The organism is Paenibacillus endoradicis, from assembly GCF_024721975.1.
In genome coordinates this window covers 1,242,596-1,254,896 of sequence record NZ_JANQBB010000001.1, presented here as the reverse complement: position 1 = coordinate 1,254,896, position 12,301 = coordinate 1,242,596, and the positions used below count along the sequence as shown (strand labels likewise).

Annotated in this window: 12 protein-coding genes; all 12 read left to right on the top strand. The window is 37.5% G+C overall.

The genetic code is table 11. The annotated features are described in order from the left end of the window. The first annotated feature begins 82 nt into the window (after positions 1 to 82). Entirely contained in the window at positions 83 to 892 is an 810-nt protein-coding gene (locus NV377_RS05885) for a TIGR01457 family HAD-type hydrolase (protein WP_258200219.1), read from the top strand. A gap of 78 nt (positions 893 to 970) precedes the next feature. Continuing rightward, positions 971 to 1,777 carry an Fpg/Nei family DNA glycosylase gene (locus tag NV377_RS05880; protein WP_258200218.1) on the top strand — a complete coding sequence of 269 codons (807 nt, stop codon included), beginning with the start codon at positions 971 to 973 and terminating at the stop codon, positions 1,775 to 1,777. 61 nt (positions 1,778 to 1,838) lie between these two features. After that, positions 1,839 to 2,180: a cyclic-phosphate processing receiver domain-containing protein gene (locus tag NV377_RS05875; RefSeq protein ID WP_258200217.1), complete on the top strand. Its 342-nt coding sequence runs from the start codon at positions 1,839 to 1,841 to the stop codon at positions 2,178 to 2,180. A gap of 15 nt (positions 2,181 to 2,195) precedes the next feature. Next, positions 2,196 to 3,215 (top strand): SAM-dependent methyltransferase, encoded by a 1,020-nt coding sequence (locus tag NV377_RS05870; RefSeq protein ID WP_258200216.1) that lies wholly within the window; start codon positions 2,196 to 2,198, stop codon positions 3,213 to 3,215. A gap of 343 nt (positions 3,216 to 3,558) precedes the next feature. Beyond that, positions 3,559 to 5,157, top strand: coding sequence for a serine/threonine protein kinase (locus NV377_RS05865; protein WP_258200215.1), 1,599 nt, complete (start codon positions 3,559 to 3,561; stop codon positions 5,155 to 5,157). A 63-nt stretch (positions 5,158 to 5,220) separates the two neighbouring features. Further along, positions 5,221 to 5,916, top strand: a complete 696-nt coding sequence (locus NV377_RS05860; protein WP_258200214.1) for a response regulator transcription factor — start codon at positions 5,221 to 5,223, stop codon at positions 5,914 to 5,916. Between the two features lie 179 nt (positions 5,917 to 6,095). Further along, complete coding sequence (locus NV377_RS05855) at positions 6,096 to 7,271, top strand: sensor histidine kinase (protein ID WP_506737367.1); 1,176 nt, start codon at positions 6,096 to 6,098, stop codon at positions 7,269 to 7,271. A gap of 57 nt (positions 7,272 to 7,328) precedes the next feature. Beyond that, positions 7,329 to 8,189, top strand: coding sequence for a carbon-nitrogen hydrolase family protein (locus tag NV377_RS05850; RefSeq protein WP_258200212.1), 861 nt, complete (start codon positions 7,329 to 7,331; stop codon positions 8,187 to 8,189). A gap of 78 nt (positions 8,190 to 8,267) precedes the next feature. Then, on the top strand, positions 8,268 to 8,936 hold the full coding sequence (locus NV377_RS05845; RefSeq protein WP_258200211.1) for a GNAT family N-acetyltransferase: 669 nt from the start codon (positions 8,268 to 8,270) through the stop codon (positions 8,934 to 8,936). 12 nt (positions 8,937 to 8,948) lie between these two features. After that, a complete protein-coding gene (locus NV377_RS05840) occupies positions 8,949 to 9,629 on the top strand; it encodes a GNAT family N-acetyltransferase (protein ID WP_373425794.1) in 681 nt (226 codons plus the stop codon). After that, entirely contained in the window at positions 9,629 to 10,408 is a 780-nt protein-coding gene (locus NV377_RS05835; protein WP_258200210.1) for an MBL fold metallo-hydrolase, read from the top strand. Before NV377_RS05840 ends, NV377_RS05835 begins: the two co-directional genes overlap by 1 nt. A gap of 120 nt (positions 10,409 to 10,528) precedes the next feature. After that, entirely contained in the window at positions 10,529 to 12,181 is a 1,653-nt protein-coding gene (locus NV377_RS05830) for a PucR family transcriptional regulator (protein ID WP_258200209.1), read from the top strand. The last annotated feature ends 120 nt before the right edge of the window (positions 12,182 to 12,301 follow it).

Genomic DNA, 12,301 nt, shown 5'->3' with positions numbered 1-12,301 from the left:
TTGATATATTAGAATAAGACATGTTAGAGTTTAAATTGAATAACATCTGCGAGATGTTCTCATACAATAGGAGAATGATGAAATGACCACTATGCATAACAAGTATAAAGCACTACTAATTGATCTAGATGGTACGATGTATCACGGAGATTCGCCAATAAAGGGCGCTAGTCAATTAATAACGTATTTGCAAGAGCATAAATGGCTATATCGTTTTGTTACGAATAACTCTTCGGCTACTAGCGAGCAAGTGGCCGATCGGTTGAATGCGATGGGTATTTTTGCAAAAGCTGAACATATATGCACCTCTGCTCAAGCTACTGCACATTATATTACTGAGCAACATAGTCCAAACCCACCTAAAGTTTTTATGATTGGTGAGCATGGATTACGTACTGCGTTAGTAGATGCTGGAATTGAAATTACAGATGAAAATCCAGATTATGTCGTACAAGGAATAGATAAGTCATTTAATTATGAGAAGGCTACTAAAGCGATTACTCTCATTCGTGCAGGTGCTACGTCTATTATGACTAATCCAGATTTATTATTACCTGCAAATGGAGGCTTAATTCCTGGAGCGGGATCAATTGGCGCTATGTTACAAGCTTCATCTGGCAAGCAGCCTATTGTTATAGGAAAACCCTCGAGCATACTAGTACAATTTGCACTTTCTCAATTGGGTGTAGAGGCACATGAAGCATTAGTAGTTGGTGATAATATGTCTACTGACATCGCAGCTGGCGTTAATTCTGGGTGTGGGACAGTGTTATTATATACAGGATTAACGAATGCGAACAATAAGTCATACTATACAGAGCAGGCTGGTTGTGATGCTGAGTATATTTTTGAAACGATACAAGATTTTCAACAATTTCTGACGAATGAATAAGCTATATTTGAATCTTGATTAATGATTAGAATAGATAAGTTGTAATGTTCTTGGAACATGATAGGGAGGATTTTAAGCATGTATGAATTGCCAGAATTAGATGTTATACGCGCAGTATTAGCTGAAAAATATGCAGGAGCTCCAATAACTAAAATCGTTGTTAATAGTAAAGCGTTAGTAGGTAAAAAAACGAGATTATCAGATGCATTAGTGCATGCAACGATATGGTTTGTAGAACGCCGAGCAGGTCATCTGATCTTACATCTTGATACAGGTAAACGACTAATGATTTACTTGCATGAAAGTAGTCGCTTTTACGGTGGTGAAGCTGGCGAATCAATGAAATCTGGTGCTCATTTGGTATTGTACTTTAATAATAGGTACGTAGCTTTCTATGATCTTGCAGACGAAGCTATTCAATTGCTTACGGTTCGCGAAGTAGATGATCAATTGAAAATATGTGGCCCAGACCCACTGGACAAACGTTTCACACTGAGTGCCTTGCAACTTGTATTAGGAAAAAAACGTAACTACTTGAAAACTCTATTACTTGACGCTTCATTAATGACGGGAATTGGAGCAATCTATAGTGATGAAATCTTGTTTGAAGCTCGTCTAAAACCTAATCGTAAAGCTAATACTTTAACTGCAGTTGAAGGCGAAGCATTATTTACAGCTATGCAAACGGTATTGAAAAATGCCATTGCTGATGGGGGATCTAAGGAGCAAGCTTTGTATGCTCACGACTCATTTACAGGCAGCTATAATGACAAGTTACAAGTATATCATCGCGAAGGTGAGCCTTGTACTGTCTGCTCAGAACCGATTCAACACATTGTTGTAGCGAAACAAAAAAGTTATGTGTGTCCACACTGCCAGCAATAATGAATGAGCTAATTCATAAAAACAGTACAACTCTTGGACACATAATAAAGGAGACTATCATATGATTCATGTCTATTTAGATGATTTCCGCATATGTCCAATAGGTTTTGTACTTGCAAAAGATGCGGCAGAGTGTAAAATGTTAATTGATATGGAAGAAATCGATATATTATCTTTGGACTTTGATCTTGGCTGGAATCAACCGACAGGATATGAAGTCGTTCAACATATTATTTCCACTCGTAAATTTCCTAAGACGATTTATTTGCACACTTCAAGTATGTTTGGCAGGGAACAAATGTATTATGCTTTGAAGGAATCAATACCAGCTGACGTTGAACTTTTCGGTAAACCAATGCCTCAACAAGTTATTGATGACATAACAAAAAATCTAATTGAATGATGAAAGAGGCAAAAGATGAGTAAGTGGATCGGTACATCCAATCAAAATTTTTCACCATACGCTATGGAAGAACTGCGTAGACTATTTACATCCATCAATTTCATACAGCTAATACCTGGTGAAGTATTTTTATTCGATATTCCAATGGAAAGCGATGAGGTACAACAACTGTTGTCCACATCTGAACTTATTTTTTTAAGACATGTTCAACCGATTGATCGTGAGTTCGTCTTAACTGGACAAGCTTCCGATGTTAATCAACTTGTTGAAATGATTTCTTATATTGACTCATCCGTTGCAGACAAGAAAATTTCGATTCATATTCGTACAAGCCGTGAAAGTTTACTTGTAAATACGAAGTCAGAGATTAAAAGTGCGATGGAAGAAGCCATTGTAGAAGTGGGTGGGCAGCTAGTATTGCAAAATCCAGATCTAATTATTACGATTTTTGCTCATCACACTCATTTATATGTTGGCTTTGGTACAGTTGAGGAACTTCGTTCGGATTGGCCAGGTGGTGCGATCCGTTTCCAACGTGAAGAAGGACAAGCCTCTCGTGCTAAATTTAAGTTACTTGAAGCCGAGCAAGTGTTTGGACTTGATCTATCATTGTTTAAACAAGCGATCGATGTTGGTGCAGCTCCAGGAGGCTGGAGCAGTCTCCTGCTAGAACGAGGATTGAAAGTTACAGCCATTGATCCAGCGGTATTAGATGAGAAAGTTAGCCGTCATCCTGCTTTAACACATCTGAAAATGAATGCCTCAGATGTAAAACTTCCGAAATCAAGCTTTGATCTCATTGTATGTGATATGAGTTGGAATCCATTACTAATGAGTAAATTAGTGCTTGGCCTACGTCCAGCATTAAAACCTTATTCATATGGTGTCATTACGTTAAAACTGATGAACAAAAAAGTGATGCAAAGTATTCGAGAAGTTAAAGAAAGATTAGGTTCGGGTTATACGGTACTACAAGCAAAACAGCTTTTCCATAACCGTGATGAAATCACATTGCTTATTCAAAAGAATGGTTAAGTAATAACGATATTTATCGCATAATTGAATAAAAATGTTTGAAGTAGAGGAGCATTCTACTGCCAAAAGGCAGTGGAATGCTCTTTTTTCTATTTAGATGAAGTTCAAAAAGCGGACTTTGATAACGATGAGTAAGCTAACGAAGCCTACTCGACATCGAATATGAAGCGAATTTGGGAAGTCCGGTACGCGTGTACGAAACATGTACACTTGCGTTTCCTCCTTCCTCAAGTAGCACTCCATCTTCTCGATTCTGAAAGCCCGCTTTTTGAACCTTCATTGGAAGATAAGGAAGTACAAATAGCGGACTTTGATTACAAACCATTAAAAGGAGGGAACGACAATGAGACAATTAACAGCAGGGACAGTTATAGCGGAACGTTATGTAGTAGTCGATTATGTTACTGAAGGAGGGATGGGGCAGTTATATAAGGTGCGTGATCTGAGATTAGAAGGTGTGGTAAGGGCGATGAAAGTATTAAAACAAGAGCTAATTAATGACACTGCCTCTGTTACGATTTCCAATCCAAGAGATTCAGAGGCTAAGTTATTAACTTTACTACATCATCAAGGTTTACCGACGATCTATGATCATTTTCAAGCTAATGAATACCACGATGAAATCATTGTTATGGAATGGATTGAAGGTCAACATCTTGAACGGTTTTGTTTGGAACAAAAGATGGCATTATCTCTAGATTTGTTATTATCAATGAGTATTCAATTGATTGAAGCTATTCAATATTTACATGAACAAAAACCACCCATCATTCATCGTGACATAAAACCATCTAATGTTATGGTTTCTAGCATTGGACAAATAAAATTAATTGATTTTGGTATAAGTAAATTACATCGGAGTGGCTCCTTTCATCAAACGATGGCATTCGGAACCCCTGGATTTGCTGCGCCTGAACAGATGAAAGGATTACCAACTGATGAAAGAAGTGATTTGTACAGTTATGGCTGTATTCTCTACTATTTGTGTACGGGTGGGAAACAAATTGCTAATCAGTATGATTTGCAACAAATAGAATATACAATCAAGCGTGAAATGTCACATATTCCAAAAGCTATTCGTCATCTAGTATTGCAATGCTTACAACCGAATCCACAATATCGAATATTTCAAGCGTCTGAAGTAAGAGCGCAATTGTTACAGCTTGTACCAGTGGCATCTTCTTATACATCGGAGAAGCTACTATTCAAAACGAAAAGGATAAAGACAATAGGCGTATTTTCACTTAATTCACAAGCTGGCGCAACAACAATTGCTTTGTTAATGGCCCAGCATTATGGGTTAAACAACCGAGTGAAATATGTGGAGTATTGTGGATATTCGACTTGCCTTGAAAGTATTCCAGTTTTTCAAAAGGTTATGTTGGAGTCAAATGGAGTTTTAGACGAGGTGGAACAATATTATAAAGTAGTGACTATTGATCATATTGAGCACTATGTATTTAGAAGCAGGGTAGCGAATAGTATTTCCCAAGCCGAGATGACATTTGAAAAAATAATTAATGCTGATAGTTCAGTCGATTACCAATTTATTGACTACTCAAGTGGATGGAGTGCTGAACAAATGAATCACATAAGTGACAGGTTAGATTTTGTCATTCTAGTAAGTGATCCAACCATCATTATGAGTAATGAGCGAAATTTTCGCAATATCCAGCATCTACTTATTACATTAGAAGATTTTAATATACCTTATACATGGATTAATAATAAAGACACTAATTTTAGTGGTCGCAAATCATGGAACGCTCTCAATAATGGTAGAGAAATCTACTCTATTTCATTGTTATCAGCCCAAGACATGTATAGTGCGATGTGGAGTCAGCGTTGGCTTACTAATAAATCTGGAGCAATAAATAAACTACGAAAAAAATTAATGCCATTAATTAATACGTTGAATTCGACGTTTCAACGTATAGACTAGCTTGCAATTTTGACCTTCCTTCCTTTATGATGAAAGTACCTAGAATATAAGGTGGTGCAAGTAATGAATGATAAAATATTAGTAGTAGAAGATGAAGCGGGGATAGCTCGCATTCTACAATTAGAACTTGAACATGAAGGATATGAAGTCGGTCTTGCTAGTGATGGTAAGCAAGGTTATGAGATGATTAATACTGACGAATACCAACTCGTCTTACTAGATGTGATGCTACCTAAGATGAGCGGCATAGAAGTTTTAAGACAAGTAAGACAATCTGGCAATCTTATTCCTATTATATTGTTAACAGCTAGAGATACTGTACCCGATAAAGTTAGTGGTTTTGAACATGGAGCCAATGATTATATTACAAAACCATTTGCAGTTGAAGAATTGTTAGCTAGAGTACGTAATATTTTACGCATATTCCAACAGAAACCTAAAGACGTAGAAGGTTCAGATATTATTACTTTAGGAGATTTGACGATTGAATTGAGAACTCGTAAAGTAACTCGTAAAGAAAATATGATTGAGTTAACGCCGCGAGAATTTGAATTACTCGTATTTTTAGTTGAACATGTTAACGAAGAGAAATCGCGTGAAGAAATCTTATCAGAAGTTTGGGGATATGATTTCATTGGTGAGACTAATTTAGTAGATGTATATATTCGTTATTTGCGTCAAAAACTCGATAAAGGATATCGATATAAGCTAATTCACACAGTTCGTGGTGTAGGATATATGATCAAGGAGCCAGATTGATGACTTTACGCAAAAGGTTTACATTATTCACAATATTTTGGCTGATCCTTATTCTCATATTTTTTAATATTTTTGTATACTACTATGTAATCAAAATCACGACGGAAAGCGAGGAGGAGATCATCTCTAACAAGGTGAAGCTCATCCTCGAAAATCCTCGAATTCAAAGTGGTAGGGGATTGAATACCGCGGATCTACTTAATGAATATTACAATGCAAATGAGATGATACGAATTATTAGTCCTAATAATCGTGTTGTTAATATTACTGGATCAAATGCATTATTATTAGAATTACCTGCAGAATATAGCTCATATCGAAATTCTGGCATGTATACAAAAAGTGGTGAGCGTATTATCTATTCGCGCATCCCTCTTTTTGAAGATGGTAATGTTATTGCGATGATGGAAGTAAGTCGAATTCTAGATGAATTAGACGACTATTTGCAAATTCTAATTGCAGCTCTCAGTGTAACAAGTGGTGGTGCGATATTGTTCGCAATCTTTGGTACATATTGGTTTACTTCGCGCTTAACAGAGCCGATTTCTCAGATGGTTACGACGATGCGTGAAATAGATCGAAGTGGTAAGCTCCGAAAGATTGAACTCGGGGAGCGAGAAGAATCTGCAGAGTTACAACAATTAATACGGGCATTTAATCAGATGATCGATCGGCTTGATCGTACTTATGAGCGACAGAAATTTTTCGTTGCGGATGCTTCTCATGAATTAAAAACGCCATTAACCGTCATTTCAAGTTATGCGAATATATTGAAACGTTGGGGTGCTGATGATGAGAATGTTCGAAGTGAGGCGATTGACGCGATAGCGAGAGAGACAACAAGACTACAGACATTAACGAAATCAATGCTAACTCTTGCTGAAGCTGAACAAGAGGATTGGCTGTCTTTAGACACGTTTGATGTCATTCCAGTTGTCGATGAAATTGCAACCATGATGGAAACGACATTCCAACGATCGATTCGCGTAAAAGCATTGTCTCATAATGTGAAAATGGTCGGCGACAAAGATAAGATCCAACAACTTCTTGTTATTCTTATTGATAACGCGATTAAATACTCTAAAGATCCAATAGATATTTCAATTTCACATAATAAAGGAATCGTGCGGATTGAAGTGAAGGACAAAGGGATTGGAATTCCAGAGAATGAAATCCCTCATCTGTTCGAACGATTCTATCGAGTTGATGGTGCAAGGGCAAGAACTACTGGTGGTGTAGGTCTAGGACTTGCTATCGCCAAACGGATTATTGATCTGCATGAAGGTAAAGTAGAAGTGTTTAGTCTGCATAATATTGGAACTACGATTACATTACAATTCAAACAGCGGAAGTAACTTATCAATGCATAGAGGTTATTCCTGTCTGTACGATACGTTTTTAGGAGGTGTGATGTGAAATTTCGCGTTGGTGCTGTTCAATATAAATTAGCTGACATTCAACATTTTGAGCAGTTTGCTCATCAAGTAACTCATTATGTTCGCAATGCTACTGAGTATGGAGTGCAAATGTTGCTGTTCCCTGAATTTATGACGACACAATTATTATCGATAGTTGATGAGCATGGGCAAGCAATGTCTATTAACCAATTGCCTAGTTTTACGACCTCATATATTCAGTTATTCAAAAAGCTCGCAGCCGATTACAATATGCATATTATCGGTGGCACGCATGTGATTAAGATGGAAGATGGCTCATTGCGCAATGGTGCACACTATTTCACTCCTGAAGGCGAAGTGCATGTGCAACATAAAATTCATCTAACACCAACAGAAGTCGATGAATGGTCAATGAGTGCCGGGGACGGTGTAAATGTTTACGATACACCATTTGGAAAGATCGCTATGCTTACCTGCTACGATATTGAATTCCCTGAAATTGTTCGGATCGCAAGAGCAAAAGGAGCGGATGTCATCTTTTGTCCTTCTTGTACCGATGATCGGCATGGATTCCATCGTGTTCGCTATTGCTGTCATGCTCGTACGATAGAAAATCAAATATATATTGTTACGACAGGTACAGTCGGTGCGCTTCGTAATGTAGATTTCATGCGTGCGAATTATGGTCAAGCTGCAATTCTTGCCCCTAATGATATTCCATTCCCACCTGCTGGTATTATTTCAGAAGGTGTCATTAACGACGATATGCTCGTTGTTGGAGACCTTGATCTAAGTTTACTACAAGAGGTTCGAGAGCGTGGTTCAGTTACGACATGGCGAGATCGTCGTACGGATCTATATACGGATTGGACCTAGCACCTCATACTATTTCTGCTTTAATTGACCTAATTATAGGTGTTGTCATTACTTGGATATAGACTTGGAGGGGATTTTTTGTATAAAGAGCTATATGTTCTGCAAAATGGTAAGCCAGAGCGAATGATAATACGTAATTATGTGGAAACAGATTTTGATGCTTTAATCGATGTTCAAAGGCAAAGTTTCCCTCCGCCTTATCCAGAGGAATTATGGTGGAATAAAGAGCAATTAATGTTACATACGACTCTATTTACTGATGGTGCATTATGTGCCGAAGTAAATGGTGTTATTGTTGGTTCTATGACCTGCCTTATTGTCGAGAAGCAAGAATATGAACATCAACATGAGTGGTCTATTATTACTGATGACGGATATATTCGAAATCACAATGCGCAAGGTGATACGTTATACGTTGCAGATATTTGTGTAATTCCAGCGTATCGCAAAGCTGGGATTGGTAAATGGCTTGTGCAATCAATGTGCGAAACGGTTGTGCAATTAGGGTTGATTTCATTGCTAGGCGGTAGTCGTATGCCAGGTTACTATAAGCATAAAGAAGCTTTGACACCTGAACAATATGTTGATCAAGTCATTGCAGGTGAACTCAATGATCCTGTAATTAGTTTCCTGCTGAGATGTGGTCGGGTTCCTATAGGTGTAACTCATCACTACTTGGACGATAAGCAGTCCTGTAATAATGCAGTGCTTATGGAATGGCGTAATCCATTTTTAGCAAAATTATAAGTTTAGGAGTGAATGATAATGTTGATTTATCATCGTATTACTTCGATCGAAGATCCTTATTTCCCCGCTCTTCATCAATTACTAGGGACGATTTTTCCACCGGAAGAAGTTCTCGCTTTTGATTTGTGGAGAGAGCCGCTTGAAGATCCGAGTATTCATGTATATATTGCTATTTATGATGGTAAAGTGGTAGGTTCTACAGAGTATCGTTATTATTCTAACTTACAAGTGGCGATGACTGATTTTACTATTATTGGTGAAGCCAATCTCGGAATTGGACGCTTCTTACTACGCAACAGAGAAGAAGATTTGAAAAAGTTAGCTGCGGACTCATATACAGAATCGCTAGGGATGTTTGCGGAGGTATATGATCCATTCCGTGCGCAAATTCATGAGTTTGGTGGCGTATCTCCTATGAATCCGATTGTTCGTCGAGAAGTGCTATCGCATATTGGATACAAGCGCATTAATTTGCCATATGTACATCCTTCTTGGGATCATGAAGGTCAGGCTGTATCTGAACTCGATTTATGTTTCTTACCAACAGATGAAACGAGAGAGTCAATACCTGCTGAGCTTGTTGCTACTTTCTTGGAAGGTTACTATGCCGCATTGCCTAATAAACCAGAACAGTGGTTATCTATGGTGTCGAAGTTGCGGTTGACTAAAGAATTGGAGTTATACCCTCTATAATGGATATTTTTTTTCGTGGAACAAGTGATGCTCATGGTGTGCCAAGGCTTTATTGTGAGTGCAAAGTATGTAATGAAGCTAGGACAGTAGAACGAGTAAATCGTAGATTGCGTCCAAGCGTCCAATTGTATCTGAACAATCATGCACCGTTATGGATAGATTGTGGGCCAGATTGGTATGTGCAGATGGAACAGGCTAACGAACGTTTTGTGCAACATATGCTCATTACACATGCCCATTTCGATCATATTGGTGGATTGCCACAATGGTATGACCAATGTCGCTATGTTGATTTGCCGGCATATCTCTATGCAGCTGCAGAAGTGTTAGATGCAATTAAAGAACGTTTCCCGTGGATTGTTAGCAAGGTAAAATTTATTGCTCTTGATGATGGTTATACATTTGAAGAATGGCATATCTCGATATGGCGTGTGAATCATGGTCATAATGGGTATTCCTATGGATTCCGCTTCCATCATCAACAAGAAGGTATAAATTGGGTATATTGTCCGGACTCGATTGATTTGACGGAAGAACAACAGATACCATTGTTCAATCTCGATCTTCTGATTATTGGAACAAGTTTTTATAAGGAACCATTCCCTATGAAAACTCGCTCATTATACGATGTAACTGAAATATTAGATTGCATATCTTTATGGAAACCCAAGCAAGTGAGACTAACTCATTTATCGCATGATATCGATACTAGAGATCGTTACAGTTTACCTGAACATGTACAATACGCACGACTCAAAGAACCGATTAAGCTATTATAGCTTGATCGGTTCTTTGTTGTTACTGCGCAAATATTTGTGCTATATAGACGAATTGTCTAATTTCCAATACTTTTTTGTGCATTTTGTGATACATTTCCTCTCATACAGGAGGTGTTTAAGTTGTTATTACATCAATTACTTAATATAGAAGCCTTTTCTCAGGCTGAAATCATTGCAGGTAAACAAGGACTTTACTCAAGGGAAGTAAAAGCAATCAATATTATGGATGCACCCGATATCGTAACCTTCTTGCAAGAGGGTGATTTGTTATTAACAAACGGCTACATATTGAAGCAACGACCTAATAGTATTATTGATTTCATTGTAAGTATGAATCATAAGGGTGTAGCAGGACTAGCGATCAAAACGAAACGCTTCTTCTTTGAAATCTCACAAGAAGCAATTAATAAAGCTAACGAATTGAATTTTCCGCTCATCGAGTTATCCTCTAGCCAATATACGTTAGGCGAGACTTTTCAGAAATCGATTGCATTTATGCTTGAAAGTAAAAATGAAGAACTTCATTATGCACTGAATATACACAAACATTTTTCAGACATGATCTTACATAATAACGGACAATCGAGAATTATAGAGACACTCTCGCATGATATATCTCAACCGGTTCTTTTAGTTGATATGAAAGGTCAAGTGAAACATGAAGTCAATTCATCAAGTTCGGCTGTATTAGCTTCGTTTGCTTCAAGCTTCATAACGGAACTTAAGAAATCAGAACCGATGGAAAGTAAGGTTTCACTTGCACTACTCGGCAAGATCGGACAGTTTTTTCAGTTCGTAGAAATATTTCCAATCTGGGCACATCGTCACGAAGCTACGCTTTTTATTTTCTCTGAAAAAAAAGCAATCTCTAATCTGAGTTTGCTTGCAGCAGAACAAGCTGCTCATGTGCTTGGGCTTGAGATAGTCAAAAAACAGGCTGTGAAGGAACGTTCGAGACGATATAAGAATGAGTTTTTCTCTGATCTTATTGATGGATATATATCTAATGAACAAGAAGTATTGCGTCGCGGCAGTAAGTATGGATTATCTCAACAATTTACTGGTCGCATGTTAGTCATAGCGCTTGATCATGCTGGGCTCATAGGCAGTAAGCGTAATTATGAACAACATGATCCTTTTATTGGAGAAAGAGAAGATCAATATGAGCTTATTAAGCAACAATTTCAACTGCAAGGTTACTTGACTACGTTATTTACTAAAAATGAATGGTTTACCGTCCTACTTTATGAAAACTCTGAAGAGCAAGATGACTTAAATCTCATAGATAAGCTTCACAGCATTATTCAACAATTGGATAGCAACGAAGGACTTAGTTTCTCTATTGGGGTAGGTAGTCTAGTAAATCGAGTGCTAGATTTGTCAACTTCGTATCGTGAAGCGTTTGATACATTACATGCACAATTAAGTATTAATAAGCAACGTGTTGTGAAGGTTTATGAGGAGATGGAAATTAGTCGAGTGTTACGTTTAATTCCCGAACATGAATTACGTAAATTCTACGATGAAGCTTTCAAAGGACGACTTACGGAGCAAAATATTGAGATTTTTCATACTGTTAAAAGTTATTATGAGAATAACTGTCAAATACATGACACAGCTAAGTCACTTTTCGTCCATAGAAATACAGTTATTTATCGATTAGAAAAGTACGAACGGTTGACTGGTAGGCTTCTGAAAGACGCTAATGAAAGTCTGAAATTTAGAATTGCTTGTGAAATTGATGGCATATTACATGAAAACCCGCACTTTTAGTATGAAATGAACAAATGATTTTTAAAACATTAGTTATTTTGAACAATGACATTACCTTCAAGATTTTGTACGATAAGGACATAAGAAGTATGTCACATTAACTAACATGAATTGCGAAAG

Bases quoted from the DNA above. Each gene is read 5' to 3' on its own strand.
- NV377_RS05875 (WP_258200217.1), top strand. From the start codon at position 1,839: ATGATTCATGTCTATTTAGATGATTTCCGCATATGTCCAATAGGTTTT.
- NV377_RS05835 (WP_258200210.1), top strand. From the start codon at position 9,629: ATGGATATTTTTTTTCGTGGAACAAGTGATGCTCATGGTGTGCCAAGG.
- NV377_RS05885 (WP_258200219.1), top strand. From the start codon at position 83: ATGACCACTATGCATAACAAGTATAAAGCACTACTAATTGATCTAGAT.
- NV377_RS05870 (WP_258200216.1), top strand. From the start codon at position 2,196: ATGAGTAAGTGGATCGGTACATCCAATCAAAATTTTTCACCATACGCT.
- NV377_RS05865 (WP_258200215.1), top strand. From the start codon at position 3,559: ATGAGACAATTAACAGCAGGGACAGTTATAGCGGAACGTTATGTAGTA.
- NV377_RS05840 (WP_373425794.1), top strand. From the start codon at position 8,949: ATGATAATGTTGATTTATCATCGTATTACTTCGATCGAAGATCCTTAT.
- NV377_RS05860 (WP_258200214.1), top strand. From the start codon at position 5,221: ATGAATGATAAAATATTAGTAGTAGAAGATGAAGCGGGGATAGCTCGC.
- NV377_RS05880 (WP_258200218.1), top strand. From the start codon at position 971: ATGTATGAATTGCCAGAATTAGATGTTATACGCGCAGTATTAGCTGAA.